This is a genomic window from Nocardia araoensis NBRC 100135 (assembly GCF_000308435.1).
GTDB lineage: Bacteria > Actinomycetota > Actinomycetes > Mycobacteriales > Mycobacteriaceae > Nocardia > Nocardia araoensis.
On record NZ_BAFR01000153.1, the window covers coordinates 1 to 25135 of the forward strand.

The 25135-nt window shown below is 68.0% G+C and carries 31 protein-coding genes; 19 read left to right on the plus strand and 12 right to left on the minus strand.

All coding sequences use genetic code 11. The annotated features are described in order from the left end of the window. The coding region (locus ON21_RS20760) for a Sir2 family NAD-dependent protein deacetylase (protein WP_039800012.1) at positions 1 to 259 on the minus strand (259 nt) is incomplete at its 3' end. Between the two features lie 111 nt (positions 260 to 370). On the opposite strand from ON21_RS20760, the gene ON21_RS20765 reads away from it, so the two are divergent. The 3 genes from ON21_RS20765 to ON21_RS20775 all read left to right on the plus strand — a co-directional run bounded on the left by ON21_RS20765 (position 371) and on the right by ON21_RS20775 (position 2722). Further along, positions 371 to 1282 carry an oxygenase MpaB family protein gene (locus tag ON21_RS20765; RefSeq protein WP_051021147.1) on the plus strand — a complete coding sequence of 304 codons (912 nt, stop codon included), beginning with the start codon at positions 371 to 373 and terminating at the stop codon, positions 1280 to 1282. A 582-nt stretch (positions 1283 to 1864) separates the two neighbouring features. Continuing rightward, complete coding sequence (locus ON21_RS20770) at positions 1865 to 2278, plus strand: arsenate reductase ArsC (RefSeq protein WP_039800014.1); 414 nt, start codon at positions 1865 to 1867, stop codon at positions 2276 to 2278. A 54-nt stretch (positions 2279 to 2332) separates the two neighbouring features. Then, entirely contained in the window at positions 2333 to 2722 is a 390-nt protein-coding gene (locus ON21_RS20775) for a VOC family protein (RefSeq protein ID WP_039800016.1), read from the plus strand. Here the strand turns inward: ON21_RS20775 and ON21_RS20780 are convergent. Beyond that, the gene (locus ON21_RS20780) at positions 2719 to 3423 is read right to left on the minus strand and encodes a helix-turn-helix domain-containing protein (RefSeq protein WP_039800017.1); all 705 of its coding nucleotides are present in this window, start codon (positions 3421 to 3423) and stop codon (positions 2719 to 2721) included. The two genes, ON21_RS20775 and ON21_RS20780, sit on opposite strands and share 4 nt — an antisense overlap. A gap of 75 nt (positions 3424 to 3498) precedes the next feature. Next, entirely contained in the window at positions 3499 to 4200 is a 702-nt protein-coding gene (locus ON21_RS20785) for a TetR family transcriptional regulator (RefSeq protein WP_039800018.1), read from the minus strand. Between the two features lie 84 nt (positions 4201 to 4284). Here ON21_RS20785 and ON21_RS20790 point away from each other — a divergent pair, with 84 nt between their 5' ends. Continuing rightward, positions 4285 to 5451: an FAD-dependent monooxygenase gene (locus tag ON21_RS20790; protein ID WP_039800019.1), complete on the plus strand. Its 1167-nt coding sequence runs from the start codon at positions 4285 to 4287 to the stop codon at positions 5449 to 5451. Between the two features lie 15 nt (positions 5452 to 5466). On the opposite strand, the gene ON21_RS20795 is transcribed toward ON21_RS20790, so the two are convergent. Next, a complete protein-coding gene (locus ON21_RS20795; protein ID WP_157170896.1) occupies positions 5467 to 5976 on the minus strand; it encodes a hypothetical protein in 510 nt (169 codons plus the stop codon). 582 nt (positions 5977 to 6558) lie between these two features. Between ON21_RS20795 and ON21_RS20800 the strand changes: the two genes are divergently transcribed. The 5 genes from ON21_RS20800 to ON21_RS20820 all read left to right on the plus strand — a co-directional run bounded on the left by ON21_RS20800 (position 6559) and on the right by ON21_RS20820 (position 11385). After that, positions 6559 to 7953, plus strand: a complete 1395-nt coding sequence (locus tag ON21_RS20800; RefSeq protein ID WP_157170897.1) for a bifunctional lysylphosphatidylglycerol flippase/synthetase MprF — start codon at positions 6559 to 6561, stop codon at positions 7951 to 7953. Between the two features lie 23 nt (positions 7954 to 7976). Continuing rightward, complete coding sequence (locus ON21_RS20805) at positions 7977 to 8915, plus strand: threonine/serine dehydratase (protein WP_039800023.1); 939 nt, start codon at positions 7977 to 7979, stop codon at positions 8913 to 8915. 123 nt (positions 8916 to 9038) lie between these two features. Next, entirely contained in the window at positions 9039 to 9569 is a 531-nt protein-coding gene (locus ON21_RS20810) for a thioredoxin family protein (RefSeq protein WP_245562666.1), read from the plus strand. A 309-nt stretch (positions 9570 to 9878) separates the two neighbouring features. Then, positions 9879 to 10394 carry an ester cyclase gene (locus tag ON21_RS35935; protein ID WP_157170898.1) on the plus strand — a complete coding sequence of 172 codons (516 nt, stop codon included), beginning with the start codon at positions 9879 to 9881 and terminating at the stop codon, positions 10392 to 10394. A gap of 70 nt (positions 10395 to 10464) precedes the next feature. Beyond that, entirely contained in the window at positions 10465 to 11385 is a 921-nt protein-coding gene (locus tag ON21_RS20820) for an alpha/beta hydrolase family protein (protein WP_039800026.1), read from the plus strand. On the opposite strand, the gene ON21_RS20825 is transcribed toward ON21_RS20820, so the two are convergent. Then, a complete protein-coding gene (locus ON21_RS20825) occupies positions 11382 to 12575 on the minus strand; it encodes an MFS transporter (protein ID WP_039800027.1) in 1194 nt (397 codons plus the stop codon). The two genes, ON21_RS20820 and ON21_RS20825, sit on opposite strands and share 4 nt — an antisense overlap. Positions 12576 to 12658: 83 nt before the next feature. On the opposite strand from ON21_RS20825, the gene ON21_RS20830 reads away from it, so the two are divergent. Further along, positions 12659 to 13099: a MarR family winged helix-turn-helix transcriptional regulator gene (locus tag ON21_RS20830; protein WP_051021151.1), complete on the plus strand. Its 441-nt coding sequence runs from the start codon at positions 12659 to 12661 to the stop codon at positions 13097 to 13099. 5 nt (positions 13100 to 13104) lie between these two features. Here the strand turns inward: ON21_RS20830 and ON21_RS20835 are convergent, their stop codons facing one another. Beyond that, positions 13105 to 13719, minus strand: a complete 615-nt coding sequence (locus ON21_RS20835) for a dihydrofolate reductase family protein (RefSeq protein ID WP_039800028.1) — start codon at positions 13717 to 13719, stop codon at positions 13105 to 13107. Positions 13720 to 13821: 102 nt separating this feature from the next. Next, on the minus strand, positions 13822 to 14784 hold the full coding sequence (locus ON21_RS20840; protein WP_039800029.1) for a GlxA family transcriptional regulator: 963 nt from the start codon (positions 14782 to 14784) through the stop codon (positions 13822 to 13824). 154 nt (positions 14785 to 14938) lie between these two features. Here ON21_RS20840 and ON21_RS20845 point away from each other — a divergent pair, with 154 nt between their 5' ends. Next, complete coding sequence (locus tag ON21_RS20845; protein WP_039800077.1) at positions 14939 to 15388, plus strand: hypothetical protein; 450 nt, start codon at positions 14939 to 14941, stop codon at positions 15386 to 15388. Positions 15389 to 15391: 3 nt separating this feature from the next. Here ON21_RS20845 and ON21_RS20850 read toward each other — a convergent pair whose 3' ends face one another. Then, complete coding sequence (locus ON21_RS20850; protein WP_039800030.1) at positions 15392 to 16297, minus strand: universal stress protein; 906 nt, start codon at positions 16295 to 16297, stop codon at positions 15392 to 15394. An 84-nt stretch (positions 16298 to 16381) separates the two neighbouring features. After that, positions 16382 to 16780, minus strand: a complete 399-nt coding sequence (locus tag ON21_RS20855; RefSeq protein WP_039800031.1) for an Ig-like domain repeat protein — start codon at positions 16778 to 16780, stop codon at positions 16382 to 16384. Positions 16781 to 17131: 351 nt separating this feature from the next. Here ON21_RS20855 and ON21_RS20860 point away from each other — a divergent pair, with 351 nt between their 5' ends. Continuing rightward, positions 17132 to 18037 (plus strand): EamA family transporter, encoded by a 906-nt coding sequence (locus tag ON21_RS20860; protein WP_245562667.1) that lies wholly within the window; start codon positions 17132 to 17134, stop codon positions 18035 to 18037. Positions 18038 to 18040: 3 nt separating this feature from the next. Here ON21_RS20860 and ON21_RS20865 read toward each other — a convergent pair whose 3' ends face one another. After that, complete coding sequence (locus tag ON21_RS20865) at positions 18041 to 18916, minus strand: helix-turn-helix transcriptional regulator (RefSeq protein WP_039800033.1); 876 nt, start codon at positions 18914 to 18916, stop codon at positions 18041 to 18043. A gap of 101 nt (positions 18917 to 19017) precedes the next feature. On the opposite strand from ON21_RS20865, the gene ON21_RS20870 reads away from it, so the two are divergent. Beyond that, entirely contained in the window at positions 19018 to 19770 is a 753-nt protein-coding gene (locus ON21_RS20870; RefSeq protein WP_039800080.1) for an SDR family oxidoreductase, read from the plus strand. A 26-nt stretch (positions 19771 to 19796) separates the two neighbouring features. Here the strand turns inward: ON21_RS20870 and ON21_RS20875 are convergent, their stop codons facing one another. Then, the gene (locus ON21_RS20875) at positions 19797 to 20687 is read right to left on the minus strand and encodes a phosphotransferase (protein ID WP_039800034.1); all 891 of its coding nucleotides are present in this window, start codon (positions 20685 to 20687) and stop codon (positions 19797 to 19799) included. Between the two features lie 293 nt (positions 20688 to 20980). On the opposite strand from ON21_RS20875, the gene ON21_RS20880 reads away from it, so the two are divergent. Beyond that, positions 20981 to 21670 carry a DUF899 domain-containing protein gene (locus tag ON21_RS20880; protein ID WP_039800035.1) on the plus strand — a complete coding sequence of 230 codons (690 nt, stop codon included), beginning with the start codon at positions 20981 to 20983 and terminating at the stop codon, positions 21668 to 21670. A 12-nt stretch (positions 21671 to 21682) separates the two neighbouring features. Here the strand turns inward: ON21_RS20880 and ON21_RS20885 are convergent, their stop codons facing one another. Beyond that, entirely contained in the window at positions 21683 to 22429 is a 747-nt protein-coding gene (locus ON21_RS20885; protein WP_039800036.1) for a helix-turn-helix transcriptional regulator, read from the minus strand. Positions 22430 to 22615: 186 nt separating this feature from the next. Here ON21_RS20885 and ON21_RS38540 point away from each other — a divergent pair, with 186 nt between their 5' ends. From ON21_RS38540 to ON21_RS37245, 5 genes are all read left to right on the plus strand, one after another. Continuing rightward, complete coding sequence (locus ON21_RS38540) at positions 22616 to 22780, plus strand: hypothetical protein (RefSeq protein ID WP_157170899.1); 165 nt, start codon at positions 22616 to 22618, stop codon at positions 22778 to 22780. Further along, positions 22777 to 22974: a hypothetical protein gene (locus tag ON21_RS20890; RefSeq protein WP_039800037.1), complete on the plus strand. Its 198-nt coding sequence runs from the start codon at positions 22777 to 22779 to the stop codon at positions 22972 to 22974. The genes ON21_RS38540 and ON21_RS20890 overlap by 4 nt, the downstream gene beginning before the upstream one ends. Positions 22975 to 23478: 504 nt before the next feature. Next, entirely contained in the window at positions 23479 to 23862 is a 384-nt protein-coding gene (locus ON21_RS20895) for a type II toxin-antitoxin system RelE/ParE family toxin (protein ID WP_039800038.1), read from the plus strand. Further along, positions 23859 to 24200 (plus strand): helix-turn-helix domain-containing protein, encoded by a 342-nt coding sequence (locus tag ON21_RS20900; RefSeq protein ID WP_039800040.1) that lies wholly within the window; start codon positions 23859 to 23861, stop codon positions 24198 to 24200. Before ON21_RS20895 ends, ON21_RS20900 begins: the two co-directional genes overlap by 4 nt. Before the next feature lie 116 nt (positions 24201 to 24316). Further along, the gene (locus ON21_RS37245) at positions 24317 to 25042 is read left to right on the plus strand and encodes a Shedu anti-phage system protein SduA domain-containing protein (protein ID WP_083880770.1); all 726 of its coding nucleotides are present in this window, start codon (positions 24317 to 24319) and stop codon (positions 25040 to 25042) included. The last annotated feature ends 93 nt before the right edge of the window (positions 25043 to 25135 follow it).

The following is a 25135-nucleotide window of genomic DNA, read 5'->3' on the forward strand; positions in this document are numbered from 1 at the left end:
GCTCCAACTGGGCGAGCGCGTTGTGCGCAGCGTTGGGGACGGCCTGCCAAGCCGGATTGTCCCGCCGCGCGAGCCAGGCGCGTTCCCGCAAGCCGGGGTCGGCCACATAGCTCTGATAGGTCGACAGCAATTCGGCGATGGGATCTTTCGTCCACACCCCGCGCGGGCCGCGGAAGTCGGGGATGCCGGAATCGGTGGAGATGCCCGCGCCCGTGAGCACTCCGATCCGACCGGTACGACTGCGCCACTCCGTCGTCATATCTGCACAGCCTAGGGGCAGCGACAAGATCATCGGCCACGGATAGACGATGAGAGAATTGTAGGGCTATCATCTCATTGTATTGAGTTCGACCGATCAAGGGAGATCACGATGACCGCGTCCGTCGCACGCTCAACCACCGGCGCGCGAACGCTGCCGCCCCGCCGCCCGATCGAACCGGGAACCCAGATGTGGGAACAGACCGGTCTGATCACGTTCTCCCTCACCGCGGGCTCGGCTTTCCTGCTGCAAACCATGGAGCCGACCATCTCCGCGGTGGTGGACGAGTACTCCACCTTCCGCACCGATCCGATGGGCCGTGCCACACGCAGCCTGGCGTCGGTGATGATGTGGGTCTACGGCGGCGACGAGGCGCTCGCCGAGGCCGACCGCCTGCGGGAGCTGCACGCCTCGCTGAACACCACCGACGCCAACGGCGTGCGCCACACCGCCCTGTCCAGCGCCCCCTGGGCCTGGGTGCTGCACACCGGGACGTTCGCCTTCACCGAGAGCGCCAAGTACTTCGCCAAGCGCCCGCTCACCGCGGCGGACAAGGAAGCGTACTTCCAGGAGACGCTGCAGCTGTTGCGCAACTTCTCGGTGGCGCCCAAGGAGATCCCCGCGAATTACACCGAATTCGAGAAGTTCTTCGAGGACACCGTCGCGAACCATCTGGTCGCCACCGACACCGCGCGCGATTACCTGCGGGTGATCCGCTCCGTCGCGCCGCCGAAGCAGCTGCCGCGCGTGCTGCGTCCGGTCTGGAAAGCGGCGGTGGCGCCGATCGGCCGGCTGCAGTACTTCGTGACGGTCGGCACCACGCCCGAGGTGGCGCGCCAGAAGCTCGGGCTGACCTGGACCGCGGCCGACGAGCGCAAGCTGCGGGTACTCGGCTGGCTGATCGCGCGACTGGTTCCGCTGCTGCCGGAGCGGTTGCGCTACTTCCCGATCGCCTACGAAGCCCGCCGCCTCGAACGCGACCGGCAGCGGCTGCGCAAGATGATCGACCTGCGTCCGATCTGATACGCCGTCGGGGCATCCGTTCCCGGTGCACTTGGACAGCGGGGCGGGTGCTTCGATCCCCGTGCCATGACCCCGTTGATTCTGGGGCATGTACCCCGGTCGACCCACGTCGACCGGGGTACACGTGTCGAAGCAGCCGAAGCCTGTTTCGCGATGCGGCGTCGCGTTGTGTAGCGATTCGTGTGACCGGGCGACGCCCGCACGCGCCGAGCCCGTGCGCTCGTCGGACGGAGTCGCGAGTCGGCCGCTACTGCCGAAAAGCCGCGGACGACAACGTCTCTGAATATCGCAGACCTCTCGGTGACGCCTTCCTGCGGGTGAACACTCCTGCGTTACCGTCCAGTCCGCTCCAGCAGTCGGCTGCCGCGCGGCGCCGCTACGGTTGCGCGGTAGCGAATTCCGTCGTCTGACCTGCGATTTCCGTACGCGTGCGCACGCGAAGGCACGGCGCGCCGTAACGATTCACGGCTCGCTGGTATACGTATCCCATACGCTCCGAGAGCGTTTCGGCTCAACCAGCCGGGCGGCCGGTCCGGCAGCCAGCACACTTATGCTCCACCTTGCACATCGAAAGGCGTTCCCATGTCCCACAAGCCCAGTGTGCTGTTCGTCTGCGAACACAACGCGGGCCGCTCGCAGATGGCCGCCGGGTTCCTCAGCGCCCTCGCGGGCGACCGGTTCGATGTGCGCTCGGCGGGTAGCGCACCGGCCGAGGCCCTGAACGCCACGGTGGTGGACGCCATGGCCGAGATCGGCATCGACATCTCCGGCCACACCCCCAAGCCGCTCACCATGGACGCGATCGGCATCTCCGACGTGGTGGTCACCATGGGCGCGGGCGATGCCTGCCCGTTCTTCCCCGGCATCAGCTACCGCGACTGGATGCTGCCGGATCCGGCCGACCAGACCATCGATGTGGTGCGCACGATCCGCGACCACATCCGCATCCTGGTGGAGAACCTCATCGCCGAACTGGTTCCCGCGCCCGCGCGGTAGGCGCTGTCCGATTCGTTCAAGACGCGCCCGCGCGCGACTGCCTACGCTGCGGGCATGACACCGCAACTCGACGTCCTCGGCATCGTCGTCCGTGACATGGCCGCCTCGCTGGCCTTCTACCGCCGCCTCGGTCTGGACTTCCCGGAAGGCTCCGAACAGGAGGGGCATGTCGAGGCGGCCCTGCCCAACGGCATGCGGCTCACGCTGGACACCGAAGCCGTCATCCGGTCGTTCCACACCGACTGGACGCCGCCGACCGGCGCGGGCCGTCTCGGGATAGCCTTCCGCTGCGCCGACCCCGCGGAGGTCGACGCCGTCTACGCCGAACTCGTGGACGCGGGCTACCACGGCGAACTGAAGCCGTGGGACGCGTTCTGGGGGCAGCGCTACGCGGTGGTGCACGACCCGGACGGCAACGGCGTCGACCTCTACGCCGCCCTCTAGGGCTGGGCGAGCAACTCTCCCAGCGGCATTCCGGCCAGGGCGCGCACCTCGCGCGACAGGTGCGCCTGGTCGGCGAACCCGGCCTGCGTCGCGGTCTCGGCGAGCGGCACGCCGCGGCGCGCCGTGGCCAGCGCACGCTGCAAGCGCAGCACCCGCGCAAGGGTTTTCGGGCCGTAGCCGAAGGCGTCCAGGCAGCGGCGATGCAGGGTCCGCTCCCCCAGCCCGGCCGCGTCGGCGACCGCCGCCACCGGCCAACCGGCATCGAGCGCGCCGACCACCTTGCGCAGGAGCGGATCGGCCGGCTCGGCCTCGGCCGCGCGCGACCACACGATGTGTTCCAGCACCGCCGCCGGATCTGCGGCGTCCGCGATCCGGTCGACCAGCGGCCGGACCACCGCCGATGGCCACAGCTCAGCCAGATCGACCCGCCGGTCGCGCAACTCGCGCGCCGGGACGCCGAGCAACGCGGGCGCGGTGCCCGGAAAGAACCGGATGCCGACGTACCGATCGCCGGACGATCCGCGGGGGTGGTGCGCACGGGTGTCCGGCCCCGCGACGATCAACCGGCCGTTCATCCAGATCAGATCCATGCAGCCGTCGGGCAGTACCGGCGGCGCGGGGCCACGGCCGTCGACGGTCTTGGTCCACAACACGGCGCCCGCGTACCGCGACGGCCGCTCACGGTAGGCGGCGTCGTCCATGACGCCCGACGCTACTCCGGACCACCGACGAGCACGAGTTCCGATGTCTCAAAAATACCGTCTCAATAAGATCCGCTATTTGAGATAGCGATACAACGTCGCCCGGGAAACACCCAACTCCCGGGCGATGTCCTGCACACTGCGGTGTTCCGCGTCGCGCATGCGCCGGGCGAGTTCGATCCGCTCCGCGGTCAACGCCGCGGGCCTCCCCCTGGACGCGTACGCGGGCGAGGTCCGATCGGTGGGCGCCAACAGCAGGCGCACTCCCTCCAGCACCTCCGCCCGCAACTGCTCGACCGGCGCCTCGGCGTACAACACGACCGGGTCGCTGAGGCCGGCCACCGCCTGGGTGGCTCGAACGCGCTCGGCGAAGGTGGCGTCCGGGCCCGCCACCAGGATGTTCGCCTGCATCATGGTCTTGCTGAACCGCTCGAAAATGGTTCCGGGAGCGGCAAGCGCCAGGTCCCGGACATTGAGCCGGAGCAGATAGCGATGCGTGAGGAACACGTCGAGCAACCCTTCGATCACGCGGCGGCGCGCCTCACACGGATCGGGATCGGCCGCCTCGGCGACGATGCCTTCCATGGCCACGAGCAGCGGTTCGGCCAAGCCGGCGAGGATGTCGTACTTGCTCGGGTAGTGGTACAGCACGCCCGCCTTGGAGATGCCCAGTTGCTCGGCGATCGCGCGTACCGAGGTGCGGTGGTAACCATGCGTCCCGAACAGGTCCATGGCCACCTCGAGGATGCGCGCGCGGGTGGTCGTCTCGTCGCTCACGACCCAGATCCTACCCGTTGACTGACCGATGGTCAGTGCCTTACATTCGTGACTGACCAACGGTCAGTCGACAAGGAGGCACTCATGACGCAGCAACCCCGCATTCTCATCTCCGGCGCGAGCATCGCCGGACCGACGCTCGCCTACTGGCTGGTGCGCAACGGCTTCCGGCCCACTGTGGTCGAGCGCAGCCCGGCACTGCGCCCTGGCGGCAACGGCGTCGACATCCGTGCCGATTCGGTGCGGATCGCGGAGCGCATGGGCGTGCTGCCGCGGCTGCGCGAACGCGCCACCGACATCCGCGAGCTGACCTTCGTCGACGCCGCCGACCGCCGCGTCGCGGGCATGAGCACAAGCGTCTTCAACGCCGAGGGCGACATCGAGATCATGCGCGGCGACCTGGCCCAGGTGCTGTACGAGGCGACCGCGGACGACGTCGAGTACACCTTCGGCGATTCGATCGCCGCGATCGACCAGCATCCCGGCGGCGTCGAGGTGACCTTCGACAGCGGCGCGCAGGCCGAGTTCGACCTGGTCCTCGGCGCCGACGGATTGCATTCGCGGACCAGGAATCTCGCCGTCACGCCGGAAGCGGACGCGCTGCACCACCTCGGTGTGTACTTCGCCACCGCACGTATCGACGCCGAGCTCGGACGACCGCACTCGGTAACGCTCTACAACACGCCGGGGAAGGTGGCGGGGGTCTACCGGTCGGGCGCCCACGACGCCGCGACGGCGTTCTTCGCCTTCCGGGAGGATCGCGTACTCGATATCGACCACCGCGACCAGGAAGCTCAGAAAACGTTGCTGCGCGAGTATTTCGACGACCGAGCCTGGCAGGTGCCCACCCTGCTCGACCAGGCCACCGCCGACGACGGCTTCTATTTCGACGCGGTGAGTCAGGTCCGCATACCCGCGTGGTCGAACGGGCGGGTCGCCCTGGTCGGCGACGCCGGGTACTGCGCCACGCTGCTGTCCGGAGCGGGCGCGGCACTGGCCATCGAGGGCGCGCACCTGCTGGCGACCGAGCTGGCCGCGGCCGGCGGCGACCACCGGATCGCCTTCCGCCGCTACGAGCAAACCCTGCGTCCGACCGTGCTGCGCGCGCAGCGTTCGGTGCGGGCGAGCAGTTCCATGCTGATTCCGGCCACCGGCGGCCGCATCTGGTTGCGCAACCAGCTGACCCGCCTGATGGTGCTGCAATCTCTCGCGTCCCGGGTCTACCGGCCGGTCACGGTGCGCGCCGCCTGAACAGGCGTCCGGGGGTCAGCGCTGCGGCGGTGGCGCGATCGGAACGATCTCGCGCGGCACCACACGCAGATACTGGTCTTGCCGAGCGGCGGTGATCTTCGATTCCGGGTCCCGGCAACCCACGGTGACGTCGCTGTTCGGGACGGAGGAGAAGGTCCACACCGTCACCCATTCCGTTCCACCGAACGTCTCGGTCTTCTTCGCGTCCGACGAGCGCAGATCTTCATTTCGGCCGGAACTGTCGGTGACCGTGCAGCGAATGCCGCCGGCGGCTTGACCCCACGCGGCGGGAGCCCGGATATCGAGCACCGCATCGGCGGGCACCGGAACTTTCTTCACCTCGCCCAGCAAAATCCGGAGCCCGCCGTCCGCCGCCTCGTCGTCACGCGCTCCGGCTGTTGCCGCCGGGGCGCTCGGGGCGGCGGCGCTGGTCGAGGTCGCCGCCTCGTTCTCCTGCGGGTCGTCGGAACACCCGCACACGGCGGCGACGACCAGCGCGGTGATCGCCATCCAGCTCAGTTTCACAGTCGGACCTCTCGTCGCGCCCACTCGTCAGGCGGTTGGTTCGGATCAGCCAGGCACTGAGCATGACAACCGAGCGGAGGAAAATCGCGGATACACGCCGAGGTATCGGCAATTGGACCGCAATCGCTCGAATTCACCCCACCGATAATGAAATAGGTTGAATTGTCGATGCGCTTCCAAAAGCTCGGCTCACCTTCGAGCAATCGGTGTGCAGCCGCGCGCATCGCGTTCTTCGCGGCGCTCGGCCCGGTACCCGGGGCGCTCACACCCCAGCGGGGCGATCGAGGACGCGCACGTATACCTCGACCGACCGGCCAACTCGTCGCGACCGGACCGGTGCCGCACGGCTCGCACTGCGCACGGCGGCGAAGGAATAAAACAAGATTCATCCGATGTTTGTCGTCGGGTGGCACGGGCCTGCGTCCGGTCCGGTTCGTGTCACGCCAGCAACCTGCCGGTTTCGAAGAGGCATTTCCTCGAGACCGCCGGGGCGCATAGTGTGTCGGTAGGCGATCATCTGGAGGGCCACCATGGCGAAACTGTCGTGGGCAGCGGAACGCGAGGGCAGGGCGGAGCCCCGTCGTGCCTGACGGCCAGGGAACCTCCAGCGCACGCACATTGCGCGCAGCAACCCTCAGCGGCTACCGGGAAGCCGCTTTCACCACCACGCCGGTCACGCGCGCCACGCTGATCACCTTGGCGCTGCTGATCGCGGTGATCCTGGCCTACGAGGCCAACGTCACCTCGAGCGAGAGCGTCGACCACGGGTGGTTCGTCGCGCTCGCGCTGTCCGGGGTGTTCGTCGCGCGCGGGCTGCACCTGCGCAGGCCGATCACGCTTCCGCATCTCACCGCCGCCGTGCTGGTGCTCGCCGTCGCGCATCTGGCCTACCGCGCCGAGCATCCGCACGCCGGCTTCGTGCTGCTGGCCGCCACCGGCTTCGTGCTGGTGCTGCCGGTGTCCAGCAAACCGCAGCCCGACCAGATGTACCGAGTCGCCGAGCTGGTCGGCCGCACGGAGGGCGATCCGCTGGCGCCGTTCGCCCTGCACTCGTCCAAGACCTACTTCTTCAACGCGTCGTCGACCGCCGCGATCGGCTATCGCGCCCGCTTCGGCATCGCCGCCGTGGCGGGCGACCCGATCGGTGATCGCGCGGCCTTCCCCGAACTGGTCGCGGCGTTCTCCGACTTCGCGGTCAACCAGGGCTGGCGCGTCGCCGTGCTGGGCGCGAGCCCGGAACTGGCCGAACTGTGGCAGGTGTGGGCGCTGGAGCATCGCGGGCTGCGCGCGGTGCCGATCGGCCGCGACGTGGTGATCGACGTCGACGAGTTCGATCTCGTCGGACGCAAGTTCCGCAACCTGCGCCAAGCCGTGAGCCGCACCAAGAATTTCGGCGTCAGCACCGAGGTGGTGTACGAGTCGGCCCTCACCGAACAGCGTCGTGAGGAACTGCTGGCCATCGTCGACGAGTGGCGACGGGGCAGGCAGAACCGCGGCTTCTCGATGATCCTCGACCATCTGCTCGACGGGCGGAATCCGAACATGCTGGTGGTCATCGCCAGCGATGCGGACGGCAATCCCGTGGGCTTCCAGCGCTACGGCATCTCCGACCGGGGACGGGAACTGAGCCTCGATGTGCCGTGGCGACGCAAGGACGCGCCCAACGGCTTGGACGAACGCATGATCGTCGATCTGGTCGACTACGCCGCGTCCCACGACATCCACCGGATTTCGCTGGCCTTCGCCCCGTTCCCGGAACTGTTCGCCGAGAAGGACAAATCTCGCACGGCCACGCTGCTCTACCTGCTGGTGCACCTCGCCGATCCGCTGATCCGGCTGGAATCGCTCTACCGCTTCCTGCGGAAGTTCCACGCGCTGTCGGATCAGCGCTACGCCTTGATCCGCTGGCGCGAAGTGGTGATCGCCGCCGCCGCCCTGCTCACCCTGGAGTTCGCCCCGCACCGCCGCGAGCACTGAGCGGCACGGCACCGAGGAGTTCGATGGAACTGACCCACAGCGACGTGAAGGCCGCCGCCGAACGGGTGGCTGGGCTGGTCAGACCGGTGGCCGTAGCGCAGGCCGATCCCACGGGCGAGTTGTGGTTCGCGATGGAGTTCCTCCAGCACACGGGCAGTTTCAAGGCTCGCGGCGCGCTGAACTTCTTGCTCACCCACCGCGAGAACGGCACGCTCCCTCCGGTGGGCGTGACGATCGCCTCGGGCGGCAACGCCGGACTCGCCTGTGCGTGGGCGGCCCGCAGCCAGGGGATTGCCGCCACCGTGTTCCTGCCGACCACCGCGCCGCGGGTCAAGGTGGACCGGTTGACCTCCTATGGCGCCGACGTCCGTCTGGTGGGGACCCAGTACGCCGACGCGCTCGCGGCCAGTCGCGAATTCGCCGACGCCACCGGCGCCCTGCTGTCCCACGCCTACGACAACCCGCTCATCGCCGCCGGTGCGGGCACGCTCATGACGGAGATCCGCGAGCGGATTCCCGATCTCGGCGCCGTCGTGGTCGCCGTCGGCGGCGGCGGGTTGTTCGCGGGTGTGGCCACCGCGGCCGACCACTACGGCATCCGGACCGTCGCCGTCGAACCCGACCGCTGCCGTGCGCTACATGCCGCGATCGCGGCCGGAAATGTGGTGGATGTCGAGGTCGACTCGGTCGCCGCCGACTCGCTCGGCGCCCGCCGCGCCTCGGAGCTGGCGCTGACCGCCGCACAGCGCTACGACGTGGCATCGGTGCTGGTCGACGATGACGCGATCGTCGCGGCGCGCCGCGAGTTGTGGGCGGACCGCCGCTTGGCCGTCGAGCATGCCGCGGCGACCGCCCTGGCGGGGATACGCGGCGACGAGCCCGCGTTCCGGCCCGCGCCCGGCGAGCGGGTGTGCGTGGTGCTGTGCGGGGCGAACACCGACCCGGCGGATCTGGCCTGCTGAGCGGCCCGCCACGCCGACCGACGGTTCATCGGCGTATTTCCGACGAATCGGACGACACGGGGTTAGGCTCCCGCTGTCCTCTGCGATCCCGACGGAAGGCACACCATGGCGCATACCTCACACATGGTTCCCATCGGCACACCGCTACCCGACTTCTCCCTGCCCGATCTCGACCAGCGGATCTACTCCCGGGACGACTTCGCGGACGGACCCGGCCTGCTGGTCGTCTTCGCATGCAACCACTGCCCCTACGTCAAGCACATCGAAGCGGCGCTCGGCGAACTGGTCGACTCGCTGCCGTCCATGCCGACCGTGGCGATCTGCACCAACGACGCGACCGCCTACCCGGACGACGCCCCGCTGCGGCTGCGCGACCAAGCGATCCGCGCCGGCTGGACCTTCCCCTATCTCGTCGACGAGGAACAGCACGTCGGGCGGGCCTTCCGCGCCGCGTGCACCCCCGACTTCTTCCTCTACGACGCCGACCTCCGGCTCGCCTACCGCGGCGCTTTCGACGAATCGACGCCCGGCAACGGCAAACCGCTGACCGGGAAAGACTTGCGCACGGCCGTCGAAGCCGTGCTGGCGGGCGAGCCCGCTCCCGAACCGCACCGGCCGAGCATGGGTTGCTCGATCAAATGGCGGGACGCCTGAAGACCTTCCCGCGTTCGCGCACGCGACGATCGCGCTGCGCCACGCACGGCGGCCGACAACCTGGCGAATTCCCCGAGGTTGCCCGGCTCGATCACGGTCCCGGCCTGCCGGGCGGTGGCGGAAATCCGCACGGCGCGCGACGCCTTGCTGACGTGACCGGCGTCGAACGGCGGTTGCGGGTCGTACTCGATGAGAGCCCCCGTGCACACCGAGGTCGTCACCGGGTGCTGCGGTGGGCTCGCGGGTGTGAATCGCTACCCGAAGCGCCATGATGTGCGCACCCGCCGCTCCCGGACGAAAGGATTACCGTTGACCAACTCAGGCGACCCCGGCTCGGTGGCGCGTCGTTATGTCGAGGCGATCGGCGAGCAGGACTGGCAGACCGTCACGGATTGCTGGCGGCCCGGTGCGATCGACGTATTCGTCGGCGTCGCCGATCTGCGCGCTCCGGGGGAGGTCGTGTCCTTCTTCCGCGACGTGCACGCCGCGGTCCCCGACCTGACGGTGGAGATCCTCTCGGTCACCGCGCAAGACGAGCGTGCCGTGGTGCACTGGCGCATGCGGGGCCGGTTCGACGGCACCGCGCCGCTGATCGGTCTGGCGCCCAACGGAAGACAGCTCGATCTGCTGGGCACCGATATTTTCGTCGTGCGCGAGGGGCTGATCGAGTCGAACATCGCGATCGTCAACGGGCTGGAACTCGCCCGCCAACTCGCCGTCCTCCCCCCACAGCACTCGATCGCGGAGCGAGTGCTGTTCGGGCTCGCGAACTCGATTGCCCCACTGGCCAAAGCGATCCGCGCGCGGAACCGTTCCGGACGATGAGCCACTGCTGCCGATCCCGCCCCGATGGGGGACACTGTTCCCGACACCGGGGATCGGAAGGGGTGGGACGTTGGCGACGATCGTCCTCGTACACGGCATCGCGCAGGAACAGGAATCGGCCGACACGCTGGAGGCGCGCTGGTTGCCGGGACTCGCGGGAGGCGTCCGCAACTACGGCGCACCCGAATTGGCGGATCGCTTGTGGCGCAACGGCACTCCCGGAGACTTGTCGACCCGCATGGCGTTCTACGGCAATCGGTTCCTGGTCGAGGGCGCCCAGGGCACGGGGGCCGAACTCGATGACGCCCAGCTGGATCTGATGGAGCAACTCGCGGCCGCATGGCTCGCGACGGCCGTTGCGCACGCCGGCGACCAGCGAGATCGGGCCACGGCCCGCCGCCTCGGCACTCCCCCGCCGACGGACGCGGTGGCGCAGGGAGCGCAGGCGAGGCTGCGGCCCGCTTTGAACGCGCTGATGCGATTGCGCTGGTTCGCGCCGTTCGGGTTCGGGCTGGCACAGAAGTTCGTCATCGCGGCGCTGTCCCAGGTCGCCCGGTACTTCACCGACGACGAGGTGCGGGAGTACGCCCAGCGTCAGGTGCTCGACCAAGTCGGTCCCGACACCCGTCTGGTGATCGCGCACTCGCTCGGCAGCGTGGTGGCCTACGAGGCGCTGCACCGCACCGACCACCCGGTGACCCTGCTGACCATGGGCTCCCCGCTCGGTCTGCGCACGGTCGTGTACGACCGGCTGCGCCCGCAGCCGAGCACCGTGCCGAAGGCGGTGACGAACTGGCACAACCTGGTGGACGAGGACGATCTCGTCGCGGCGCACCTCGACCTCACCCCGTTCTTCCCTCCGTATCCCGGTGGCACCGTCGTTCCGGTCACCGAGCAGCACTTCGACAACGGCGCGTCACCGCACGACTCCACCGGTTATCTCGTCAAATCGGTCACCGGCAGTATCGTCGCGAAAGCGCTCGGGCACTAGAGCTTGTCGAACTCTGCTGCGGGCGAGTTCGTTTCCGCTCTCGATCGAATCCGTCGGTCGCGCAGGAGCAGATAGACCGCGAGCGCGACCCCGAGGCCGGTGAGCGCCGCGCCGACGGAGTAGAGCGACCGCAGACCGGTTCCGTCGCCGATGACCGCACCGCCGATCCGGCCCGCACCCGCCGCGGCGAGCTGATATCCCGACGCGTTCACCGCGACGGCCAGAGTCGGAGCCGCCGTCGCCGCCGTGATCACCCTGGCCTGCATACCCGGGATGACCGCGAAGGCCAGCGCGCCGAGCGCGAAGATCAACGGCGCCAGCACGACCCGGACGTCGGCCGCCAGCCGGAGTAGGACCAGCACGGCCGCGAGCGCGGCCAGCAGCGCGGTCACCGAGGGCAGCAACGCCCGATCGGCGAGCTTGCCGCCGAACTGGTTGCCGACCACCGCGCCGAGACCGTAGACCAGCAACAGGATCGGCACCGCGGCCGGGGGAAACCCGCCGACTTCGGTGAGCAGCGGTGCGATGTAGGTGAAAACCATGACGCCGCCGATGTTGCCGATCGCGGTGAGCGCCAGCGCCCACAGCACATCACGATCAGCGAACACGCGCAGTTCCCTCCCGATCGAGCCCGCCGCGGAACCCGGCGAGTTCGGCACGAAACGCAGTACCAGCCCGAGCGCGGCCGCGGAACAGAGCGCCACGGCCGCGAAAGTCGCTCGCCAGTCCAGACTCCGGCCGATGGCCGCGCCGAGCGGAGTACCGAGCACGATGCCCAGATTCATCCCGAGGGCCACCCGCGCCACCGCCGCCGCTTCCGATCCCGGTCGTGCGGTCGACACGGCGGTGGCGATCGCGACCGCGAAGAAGGTGGCGACCACGGAGCCCGCCGCGCACCGGCTCGCCATGAGCACAACGTAATTCGGCGCCAGCGCCGAGCCCAGATTCGCCAGTATCGCCACCAGTACCAACCCGATCACCAAGGGTCTGCGCGCTACCCGCGCGGTCAGGACGGTGACCACCGGACCGCCGGCGATCATGCCGACGGCATACGCCGTCACCAGCGCGCCCGCGGCGGCCACCGAGACGTCCAGGCCGTTCGCCACCTCGGGCAGGATGCCCGCGATCACGAACTCGCCTGTGGTCAGGCTGAACACCACGAGCATGAGGGAGAACACCGCGGGCCGCATCACACGCCTTCCAGATAGTTCCAACTCTAATGATTTGAATTAGAACTATCACAGTTCGAATGGAAAGCGCTAGACTCGGAGCAATGACGCGGCAGCCGAACCCCGTGGTGGACACCGAACTCGACCGCGACGTGTGCAAGCTGGTGCATCAGTTCACTCACCGGCTCGACGTGCACGTCCGCCGGGTCGCCGAGCAGCTGGAACTCACCCCGTCGCAGGTGATCGCCCTGCGCGAGTTGTCCGAGCCGATCACCGCCAGGGAGTTGGCGGCGCGGATGTCGTGCGAGCCGTCCAACGCGACCTTCGTGCTGGACCGGCTGGAGCAGCAGGGCCTGATCCGTCGCGAGCCGCATCCCACAGACCGGCGCGCCAAACAGATCGTGCTGACATCGACCGGTCTGCGACGGCGCGACGAAGCCGTGGAATTGCTCGGCGCGAGTTCTCCCTTGATCTCATTGACCGAAGCTCAGCAGCAAGCCCTGCGCGACCTCTTGCTCACGATGGCCGCCGATTCCCAGAGCTGACCGCTCTACTGGACACTCTGGGACAGATGGGTTTTCGCGTCCGCATAAGTCCCGGTCAGCACGGCCTCGTCTCGGGTGTAGACCAGATGCAGCACGCCGGTGTCGAAGGTCTGCGAGGACAGCAGGCGCAGCGCAACGGTCGACGCGCCGTCCTGGAACAGGCGTTCGCCTCTGCCCACCGCGATGGGATGCACCAGTAGGTGCAACTCGTCCAGCAGCCCGGCGGCCAGCAATTGACGGACGACCGAGACCGAGCCGCTCATGCCGATGTCCCCGCCCGGCTCGCCTTTCAACGCCGTCACCGCCTCGATCAGGTTCCCGTCGAGCACTTCGCTGTTGCGCCAGGTGAATTCGAGATCTTGTCGCGTCACCACGATCTTGCGCGCATCGCCCAGTTTCTTCGCGAACACCGCGTCCGGACCGCCTGCCGCTTCGCGCTCCGGCCACGCGCCCGCGAAACTGTCGTAGGTCCTACGGCCGAGCAACAGGGTGTCGGCGGCGCCGAGCTGGGCGTCGACGGCCGCGCCCATGGCGTCGTCGAAGTACGGGAAGTGCCAGTCCTGCGGATCTTCGATGACGCCGTCGAGTGCGATGAACAGACCGGCGGTGATTTTCCTCATGCGCGTTGCTCCTGGATCGTTGGTGCGAGGTGGGTCGCTTGATCCGACGACACGACGCGCGCGAACTCATCGGTCGGCACGAAAGCGTGAGCCCGGCCCGCACTAGCCTGGCCGGTTCGCACCGGAACCGTGGAACGCCGCACGGTAGCTGTGCGGACTCGTCCCGACCACCCGCTTGAAGCGGTCGCGGAACGCGGTCGGCGACCCGAAACCGACTTGGCCCGCGATCCGGTCGACCGGGTGACCGGTGGCTTCGAGCAGGTGCTGGGCCTGCCGGATGCGCGCGCGCAACAGCCATTGCAGGGGCGTGGTTCCGGTGTGTTCGCGAAAACGCCGATTGAGCGTGCGGGTGCTCATTCCGGCCTGTGCGGCGATGTCGTCGAGGGAGAGGTCGCGCGCGGAGTTGTCCTGGATCCACCGCAGCACCGGCTCCAGCGCCGAGCCGCGCGGGGTCGGCGGCTGGTCGTGCACGATGAACTGCGCCTGTCCGCCTTCGCGTTCCAGCGGCACGACCGACTTCCTGGCCGCGTCCGCCGCGACCGCCGAGCCGTAGTCCCGGCGGACCATGTGCAGGCACAGATCGATTCCGGCCGCGGCGCCCGCCGACGTGAGCAGCGAACCGTTGTCCACGTACAGCACCCCCGGATCCACCTCGATCTCCGGGTAGCGGGCCGCGAGTTCCGCGGCGGCGAGCCAGTGTGTGGTCGCGCGGCGCCCGTTCAGCAATCCGGTGGCCGCCAGGATGAAGGCGCCGGAACAGATCGACGCGATGCGGGTGCCCGCGGCGGCGGCCCGGCGTAGCGCGTCGATCACCTCGTCCGGCACCTGTAGAGCCGGGTCGGCGCAGCCGGGCAGCACGATCGTGTCGGCCTCGGCCAGCGCGTCGAGCCCGCGGGACGCGCGCAACGTGAACACGCCCGCGTCGACCGTCGGCGCGGCCGCGCAGACCAGCACACGATAGGCGGGACGACCGTCGGGCAGACAGGTTCGCCCGAACACCTCCACGGGCGTGGCGAGATCGAACGAGATCACCTGGTCCAGTGCGAGGACGACCACGGTGTGCATGGCAATAGCGTAGTTCTCCGGTCGATTTTCGCCAATGCGGTCCAAATGCATCTCTGATGACAAGAACGAGGTCAAAGGAGTTGGCGAGAATCAATCGCAATATGGCGGTTTTGCCAATTTCTGGTATCCGCGGCGCTGGCTAGTCTCGACCGCCGTGACGAAGTTCCTGCTCTCGGTCCACGTGCTCGCCGTGATCATCGCCGTCGGACCGGTGACGGTGGCTGCCAGCATGTTTCCCGCCACCACCCGTCGTGCCCTCGCCGGGGCCGAGCACAGTCCGGCCGTCCTCGGTACGTTGCATCGCATCTGCCGGGTCTACGCATTGCTCGGCGTGCTCGTCCCGGCATTCGGTGTGCTCACCGCCCTGAGTCTCGGCGTGCTCGGCGACGCCTGGTTGACGGTGTCGATCGGATTGACCGCGGCCGCGGCAGGGGTGCTCGCGCTGCTCGTGCTGCCGGGGCAGCAGAAGATCCTGGCCGACCTCACCGGGACGACCCCGGGGCTGATCCGTCGCCTCGCCATGGACACCGGGGTGTTCAACCTGCTGTGGGCGGCGGTCACCGTTCTGATGATCGTGCGGCCGGGTTCGACGACCGGGGCGTGAGGCTCAGTCGGGCAGGTAGCGGACCACCATCGAGAGATCGCGGACGATCATGATCGGGCACGCCACCGACAGCAGCAGTGCCTGACTGGTCGAGCCGAACAGCATGCCGGCGAACCCTCCTCGCCCGCGGCTGCCGACCACGAGCAACTGAGCCTGCTCGGAACGTTCGAGCAGGCAGCGCTCGGGCCGGTCGGTCACGATCTCGCGGCGGATCTCGACATCGGGAAAGCGCTCCTGCCATCCGGCGAGACTCTCCGCGAGCACGATCTGCTTCTCGGTGTCCACCGTGAGCGCCGCAGTCGTCGACGGCACTTCCACGCCGGTCCACACGTGCAGGGCCAGCAATGGCACATCCCGGGCCGAGGCCTCGTGCAGCGCCGCTTCGATGGCGGGTTCGCTCGACTCCGTGCCGTCCACCCCGACCACGATCAGCTGCTTCCTGGCCTCCGCGGTGAGCGGCGCGCCCTCCCGGACCACGACCAGCGGGCAACGCGCGCGGCGCGCCAGCGCCGCGCTGACCGAGCCCAGCAGCGCGCGCCGCACGGATCCGCGTTCCCGGGTGCCGACCACCATCGTCCGCGCTGCGCGGGTGCGGTCCAGCAGCGCCGGGCCGACCGGCTCGTACACCAGCTCGGTGGTGATCTCGATGTCGCGCAACGCCCGCGCCGCGATGAGCGCCTCCTCGGTCGCGGTGTCCAGCACCCAGCGAGCGTGCCCCTCCAATCGGGCGTAGTCGGTGCTGGTGAGCGGTTCGGTGACGCCGGGCCCGTAGTCGGCGACCGGATCGAGCACATGCACCAGGCGCAGCGGCGCGCAATGTTGCGCGGCGGCCTGCGCTCCCCACGCGACCGCCGCCGCCGATCCGGCGGACCCGTCCACACCGACCACGATCGGCCCGTTGCTTCGCATGCTCACTTCCTTTCCGACGAAAAGATCGAGCTCAGCACCGCCGGTTTCGACACTACCGGCGCGGCGGACCGGCGAGCGTCGTCGTCAACCGCCGTGGACGACGCACGCGTAGCCCAGGTGGACGCCTTCGCCGACCCGGAGATCGATACTCGCCACATACGGCGCGTACGGCTGCTGTACCGCGCTGACGGTGTGCGGTCCCGGTGTGGCGGGCACCCAGTCGATCAGCGCGACGCCGCCGGACGGCCGGACCACACCGAACGGAATACCGTTGTCGTAGAACGTCACCGGTGCGACGGTGTCGGTCACCGTGGCTCGCGCGGTATAGGTACAGCCCGTCCCGTAGTTGGTCGCCAAGCCGAAGTTGATGCCGGGATACATCCCTACCTGGGTCACCGTAGCTCCGGCCAGGGACGGGCAGACCAGCGCGACTGCCGCGCCGACTCCGATCGCCGCCGCTGTCGCGGCAACTTCTTTTCGCATGCGGGGTGGTCCTATCCGTCGTGAGTCGCTCTTCGTCGAACGGACGCCGGCCGCGCACCGGCGCGATAACTAGATAGTCACTCCCCCACGGCTTCGACGGGGGCAAACCGCCAAAACTCGCTCCCGACCGGTACCACGGCCCGTCTCCGGGCTGCCCCAGGGCCACAACCGGCCGCCGTAGACTATCCGCGCTCTCCGATCGGACAAGCGCACGATCGCCGGATCCGAAAAGCACAGCGGCGCTTCTCCCGGGCACGGTCGGCGTGCGGGTACCGGGCCGCCCGACGGTCGTGTCGTCCCGGCGTGGTTGTGTGTCCGGAGGTCTTCCCGAAACGACGGAGGTGCGACGTGGTGGCGATCGACATCGAGCGAAGGCTGCGCGGGGCGAAGCCGGTGGCGGTCTGGCGTTCGATCGCCGCGCATGGGCTCGGTGGCGTACCGCCGACGGCGCTGGTGCTGGCGGGCATCGTCAGCGTGCAAGTGGGCGCGGCGGTGGCGAAGCAGCTGTTCGCGGCGACCGGAGCGGCCGGGGCGGTCACGCTGCGGCTGGTCTTCGCGGGGATCGTCCTGCTGGTGATCTGGCGCTCGTCGCTGCGGGTGGCACGCGGCGCGCTCCCGGTAGTCCTCGGCTACGGCGCGGTGCTCGCGCTGATGAACCTCTCGTTCTACGAGGCGATCGACCGGATCCCGCTGGGCATGGCGGTGACCATCGAGTTCCTGGGGCCGCTGAGCGTCGCGCTGGCCGGATCACGACGCTGGATCGACCCGCTGTGGGCGGTGCTCGCCGGGGCGGGAGTGCTGCTGCTGACCCGAGCGGACGGCGACGTGAACTGGGCCGGAGTGCTGTTCGCACTGGCCGCGGCGGCGTGCTGGGCGGGCTACATCCTGCTGAGCGCCGCACTCGGCGAACAGACCACCGGCGGCGGCGGGCTTGCGCTGGCCATGGCGTTCGGCGGGCTGGTCATGCTGCCGATCGGCATCGTCGACGCGGGCGCCGCCCTCTTGCATCCCGGCGTGCTCGCCGCCGGATTCGCGGTGGCGATGCTGTCGTCGGTGTTGCCGTACTCGGTGGAGCTGGAAGCGCTGCGGCGGATCCCGCCCCGGGTCTTCGGTGTGCTGATGAGCCTGGAGCCCGCGGTGGCGGCGATCGCAGGCTTGGTCGTCCTCGGTCAGATCATGAATCTCGGACAGTGGGCGGGCGTCGCGTGTGTGGTCGCCGCGTCGGCCGGGGCGACGCGGACCGAAGCGAAGGATTGACGCTCAGCGCGTTTGCCGAGACACATCCGGTTGCCGCTGGTCACCTGCCGTCTCGGGGTTGTCCGCGATCAAACTGCCGAGCAGGGCCAGCGATCGTTCCGAGGGCGATCCCGGTTCCGCGTGGTAGGCGATGAGCATCTGCCCCGGCGCGCCGTTCACGCTGAACGTCTCGTAGGACAAGGTCAGGTCCCCGACCATGGGGTTGCGGAATGCCTTGCTGCCCGCGGTCTTCACCCGGACGTCGTGGCGCGCCCACAGCTGCCGGAACTCCTCGCTCTTCAGCGACAATTCGCCGACCAGCTCGGTCAACCGCGGGTCGTCCAAGTCCGCGCCCGCGGTCGCGCGCAGGCTGGCGACGGTGTCGGCCGCGATGGTCGGCCAATCCAGGTAGAGGTCGCGCGCCTCCGGGTCGAGGAAGACCATGCGCACCTGGTTGACTCCGGGAACCGAACACGAGTTGACGGCCGCGGCCAGTGGATTCGCCGCCAGGACGTCCAGATATCTGCCCAGCACCAGCGCGGGAGTGTGCGGCCACGCGTTCATCAGGCGCAGCAGGCCGGGCGCGACGCGTTCGGGGCGCCGCGGAGCGCGCTGGCGCCTGGCCGTCGGGCGGGCCAGTTCGCGCAGGTGCGCCGTGCCCTCCTCGTCCAGCGCGAACACCCGTGCGAGCGAGGCGATGACCTGCTCGGAGGGGTGCCGGTCGCGCCCTTGCTCCAGCCGCACGTAATAGTCGGCGCTCACCCCGGCGAGCAGGGCGATCTCCTCTCGACGCAGACCGGCGACCCGCCGCTGGCCACCGCCCGGCAGGCCGAAATCCTCCGGTCGCACCAGTTCGCGGCGCGCGCGGAGGAAGGCGCCCAGTCGATTGTCGGAGTCCATGACCCGAGCGTAGGTCAGCGGCGCCGCTCCTGGGTGGCCCCGCGACTACCAGGAAGTCCGCAGCCTGTCAGGTGCGCACGAAGGGCCGGAAGGTAGTGGACATGACGAACAACAACCTCACCGGCCGCGTCGCGGTCGTCACCGGAGCATCGAGTGGAATCGGCGCCGCGACCGCACGGCGGCTCGCACACGGCGGCGCCAAGGTCGCCCTGCTGGGCAGGCGCAAGGATCGCATCGAAGAACTGGCCGCCGAGCTCGGCGGGGACGCGCTCGCGGTGGTCGCCGACGTCGCCGATCAGCAGTCCGTGCGCGATGCCGCCGCCACGGTGCGCGCGGCCTTCGGGCCCGTCGACCTAGTAGTCGCGAACGCGGGCGTCATGCTCGCCGCGCCGTTCGAGTCGGCCCACACCGACGAGTGGGACCAGATGGTCGGTACGAACGTGACCGGCCTGCTCTACACCGGGCGAGCGTTCATCGACGACCTGCTCGCGGCCGCGGCCGAGGGAAAGCGCGCCGATCTGGTGCTGATCGGCTCGATCGGCGGCCACACGGTGTTCCCCAACTACGCCGTCTACACCGCCACCAAGGCGGCGGTCGCGCACCTGACGCGCAATCTGCGCGCCGAGTTCGGTCCGCGCGGCGTCCGGATCAAAAACATCGAGCCCGGTTTCGTCGGCACCGAACTCGGCGACGGCATGCAGGACGAGCAGCAGCGCGCCGGGCTGACGCAATGGCGCACGGCGATCAAGATTCTGGAACCGGGCGATATCGCGGACGCGGTCGCCTACGTCGTCGACGCGCCCCAGCACGTCAACATCGCCGAACTCGTCGTCGTCCCGACCCAGCAGGGCTGATCGCCGACGCGTTCGCTGGTACGTCGCTAGTCGCCGTCCGCCCACCCCGGCCACGGTCGCATGCCCTCGTCACCGCGGATATAGGCGAGGCGGCGCAGCGCCTGCCGCTGATAGTCCGGGTCGACGGCAGCGGCTCGCAACGATTGCAGGGTCATCCGGAACTCCTGAATGTCGCGCAGCAGGTAGAAGCCGTCCCACCGCATCACATCCCGGCCGTATCCAGCACAGAACTCGGCGTACTCCGAAGCGGTGATCTTTTTGGCGGTCCAACAGTCGATCGCCGTGTGCACCAGATCCCACTCCGGCGGGCCGATCACGGCCCGTCCCAATTCGACCAGGATCACGTCACCGTCGTCGCCGACCACCACGCCGTCGTCCCCGCCCGCGCCCTGGACCACCGACCACGGCAGGCCCTGGGGCAGCGCCGTCCAGCGGCCGCGCAATTCCTCCAGGTGTTTGTGCAGCCAGCGCCGGTCGTCCTCGGTCACCGTCCGAGCAGCGGCGATCTCGTCCTCGACCCGAGCCAGCGGCGACATCCGGCGTAGCTCGAAGCCGGGCAGCGGCAGCCGATGCAGCTGCCCCAGCGCCCTGGCGACATCGCCGGGCGTGCCGGGATGATGCGGCGGCAGCTCCTGCCAGAAAGTCACCGGACGGCCGTCGACGACAACCGGCTGCGGGACATCCGCGACGACCCGCGTCGCGGAGACCCCACAGGTCTCCAGCCAGCGGGCCACGGCGACTTCCCGCGAGGTCACCAGCTTCTGCTGCCGCCCACCGATCCGCACGATGACACCGTCGCGCAGCCGGTAGACCCCCTGCGCGCTCAGAGGTTCGGCATCGCTCGCATCGATACCGACGCTCACACAGGCGGCACGCAGAATCGACGGCATACCGTTGCCCGCGACATACGCGGTCATGTCGACCCCCCGCGACCACCCCGGGGGCAGAAGCACCGCATCTCGGCTTCGAGCATCATGGCAGCCATCCAGATACCGGGGGGCTAACACCCCATTTTCCCTGGTCAGTGGACATTACCTGGAACATTCCACCGCGCTCAGCAACCAAACAGAATCCGCCCGGTTCGACCGAATTGCCCCCTTCGGAACACCTCATCGAGCACGTCACGGGCGGTCACCGATCAGTTTCGCGAGCGCGCGCGGTCTACACCTACAGCCCCCACTTGTGAACACGGCCCGAGAGGACGACCTCCATGAGCACCAAGGCACTGCCGCCCGTCACCGACGCCGACACCTGGCAGCGCGAACTCGAAGCGCTGCGCGTCCGGGAGAAGGCCGCGACCAGGGAACTGGACGCGATCGCCGCCCAGCGCCGCCGCCTGCCGATGGTCGAGATGCCCGACTACACCCTCGAGGGCGAGCAGGGGCCGGTCCGGCTGGTGGACCTGTTCGATGGCATGCGGCAACTGATCGTCTACCACCACATGTGGTTTCCCGGCGAGAAGTGGCAGTGCGGAGGTTGCACCGGCTTCACGTCACAGTTCACCCGCCTGGAGTTCCTGAACAACTACGACGCCAGGTTCGTCATCGTCACCCAGGGACCCATCGAGCAAGCACTGACCTACAGGCGGCGGGTCGGAAACAGGATGACCTGGTACTCCACGGCGAACAGCCCCTTCGGCGCCGACGTCGGCGCACCGCCCGGCGGAGGGTTCGCGGTCAACGTATTCCTCCGCGACGGCGACACCGTCTACCGCACCTGGCACACCACCGGCCGCGGCACCGAACAACTCAGCCACTCCTTCGCCCTGATCGACCTGCTCCCCTACGGCCGCCAAGAGGAGTGGCAGGACTCCCCCGAAGGCTGGCCCCAGTCCCCCACCTACAGCCGATGGAGCAGCTCCCAGGACATCGCCGCGGCGTACGGCGATCCGAACTCGTGAAAGAAGGCGATCCTACGCCACGTCCGGCGGTCGGTCGTATGCGTCGATAGCCGCCTTGGACGTCGACGAGTCCTGCAACACCAGCTCCCACGGGCCGGAGTTGATCTCGAAGTTCTTGCCGAAGCCCACCCACTTGCCGGCCATCCTCGCGCCGGTCAGCTCGATCAACAACTGGATCGCCCCGTGGTAATAGGCGCCGCGGTAGTAACCATCCTGGGCGGTGTGCTCACGCCATGTGCCCGTAGCCACGTGACCGTCGACGGTGAGGTCCATCTCCATCGACGACTGCGCGGAGTTCGGCAGGCTGCGAACCGTCAGGCGGTTGTCGTGCTGTAGCACCACCACGTGATGTACGGCCGTGAACGTCGCATCTCGGCCGGACGAGTAGTACTCGTAGCGGCTCAGCCAGATCCCCGAATAGTTGCCGGGCGTCCGCGGGCGCCGGGCGGCGGTGAACTGCTCGGGCGAGACTTCACCGATAGCCGAGTCGACCACGGTCCCGTCCTCGCCACCGGACAGGCTGCGGCCAGCCATCACGGCACCGAATCCAAGCGATTCGATCGGCAGCCGCATGACCTTCTCGAGTGCCCGCGCGTGCGACGGCCGAGGGTTGGCGGTGAGCCCTGATTCCCAGCGCTGCACGAGGCGTTTGGTGGCACTGGCGCATCCCGCTTCGCGGAGCGCCCGCGCTAGATCGCCCTGGCTCATCAGACGCGCGTTCCGGGCCGCGCGGAGAGCCGTGTTAGGTGCGGAAGCCATGTCGCCACCGTAACGCTTTGACGCCTAAATGTCGCCTTGAATAGACGCGGATTGACGCCGATCCCGTCATCGCACGGACATGACCTGTCGACCGACTCTGAACGTGGCCCCGGCGTCGGGTTCGAGTTCCGACCTCCCCGGCGTCGGGCGCCTGCCAACCCACACCACTATGCAAGGGGTTTCGGAGTGACCGAACTCGCAGTCACCCTTACTGTCATGGCCGCTGTCGGCGGCCTGCTGATCCTCGTGTTCTGGGTCCTGCCTTGGCTACTCGATCTCGGAGGCGATACGGACGAGCAGGTGCCGTTCCCTGAAGTCATGGACCGCATCGAGAGCGAGGACAAGCGGTGACGACCCGACGTTCCTGGGTGCAGGACTATTGCGAGGACGGCAACATGCCCACCGACGGGAAGCACGCGCGTGACCTGCTGAAGATCCACACGAACTGCGAACCGCCATGCCCCCGAAAGGTGTCCGCTGAGCGGTATCTCCGGGACAGTGGCGAGGGCAACGATGGCAAGGGTGGGGCGAGCGAGGACAGCTAGCCCAACCCGTTACGTCACGCAATCGGTTCCGAAGACGTGATCGATTCGGACGGTCGCGTACGAAAAAGGCCCCTCACGTGCGATGCAAGTGAGGGGTCTCGTCGTGGACATGTCGAGAAGATACTCGAAACGGACCGATATGCTCGAAGGCTTCACTGAACTGCGACAACGCATCGAGGAAAGCGGACCACATCGGTCAACACGATCCAACAGAGGCACGTCTGGCCGTCGGAAGAAGCAACTGACTCCAGAAGAGACTGCGGCGATCGCAGCCAAGTACGAGGCGGATGCTTCCATTGCCCAGCTGAGGGTCGAGCTCCACATGGCCAAGCGAACTGTGGCCAAGGCATTGCAGGAGGCCGGAGTGACGATTCGGCCGAGGGCGGGCAGTACCGCTGAGGGGTAGGGATTCCAACCACGATCCGGCAGATGGACGACTGGCGTCGAACACCAGCCTAGCCACCATCTTGCTGCATGTCGTTGACGACATATACTGTTGATGGCGTGAGCGAACTGTTCGCCATCGAGATCGAGCCCGAGGTGCGGGACTGGCTGGAAGCCCTACCGGCCAGACACTTCCTCAAGATCGACGAATACGTCGGCCTGCTCGCCGCACAAGCCGAATCGCTGGGCGAACCCTACGCCCGATATCTTGGCGACGGGGTCCGCGAACTGCGCCCAACACTGGATGGCGCAGCCATCCGCATCACCTACTGGCGCGCACCTGGACGACGAGCCATCCTGCTGACGGTGTTTCGCAAGACTCGAATGCGAGAAGACGCCGAGGTCAAACGCGCGAAACTCGCACAACAGACCTGCCAAGCCGAACACGAGCCCGCCCATCAAGAATTCATTCGCACGATCGAGAAGGGAGAACTGGACCGATGAGCCACGCACGCTGGAAGACCCTCCGGGAACGCAAACTCGCTGAGAGCTACACCGAACCCGACGATGTCACCGAGGCCCGCCGAGAAATCCGGCTCTCCATGGCACTGGCCAAAGCCGTCTACGACCGCCGCACCGAACTTGGACTCACCCAAACCGACCTCGCCGAACGCGCCGGCCTGACCCAAGCCAAAATCTCGCGCATCGAAGGCTCCGACACCGTCCCAACCCTCCCCCTACTCGCCAAACTCGCCGACGCCCTCGACGCCACCCTCAACATCGCACTCGACGCCGACGACACCCGAGTCAACTTCACCAGCCACCATACTGACGCAGCCTGAACGTGACGTCGCCTCGGCGAGACCTGGCGCTGACTGCGATCAATCAGTGCGCCGCGCCATAACGCAGGGGTAACTAAGTGACATACGCTGCGTGAGCAGGAGAAATTATCGCCATCATGGATGAGGAAACATACCAAGCACATTATCGACGTGAAGTCCTCGCCTACGACAATCAGTTGCGGCGACACGGATTCACCCGTCTATGTAACTACCGTCGATCGCTCACCGCCTCGGATGTAACGAGCTTCGAGGAAGTCCTGGACTCCGCGTCCAACGAGCACCCGCTCCAAGCTTTCCTAGCCGAGCGACCGCATCTGCTGGTCAACGCTCATTTAGCACACGGCTGCCGGTGGGTCAAGGCTCAGCCGCGATTGGGTGCGCAGTACGTTCCAGACTTCATGGTTGCCCGTATGAACAGCGGCGGCCTGGAATGGACCCTGATCGAGCTGCAGAGCCCTCGCGGCGGACTGTTCTTGGCGAACAACCAGCCAGGATCCCAATTACGGGAAGGCATCGATCAAGTATCGCGATGGAGAGGGCTGCTCACCCGATGGGGTACAGCGGTTGCAACGTCCGAAGGTTATCCAGCACTGTCGCCTGACTTCCGCGGGATAGTTCTAATCGGACGGAGCGGAGACAAGCTCCAGGATCTCGCCGGACTACAACGAGTCCAAGATCTCCAGTACAGCAATGGCCTACAAATCTGGTCGTACGACTCGATTGCTCGTTCCACCCGCCAGTCATTGCGTTATAGGAATACCAAACCGGACGACGACGACTCCGTCGATGACTGCCTAATCGACCACCGAGCCGAACAGACGCAAACCCCAAGCCATCCTTGACAGACGTCGATTGCGCACCGATAGAAACGGCAAAGGCCCGGTCCTGATGGACCGGGCCTTTTGAAGTGGACATGGCGGGAAGGTTTCGATATC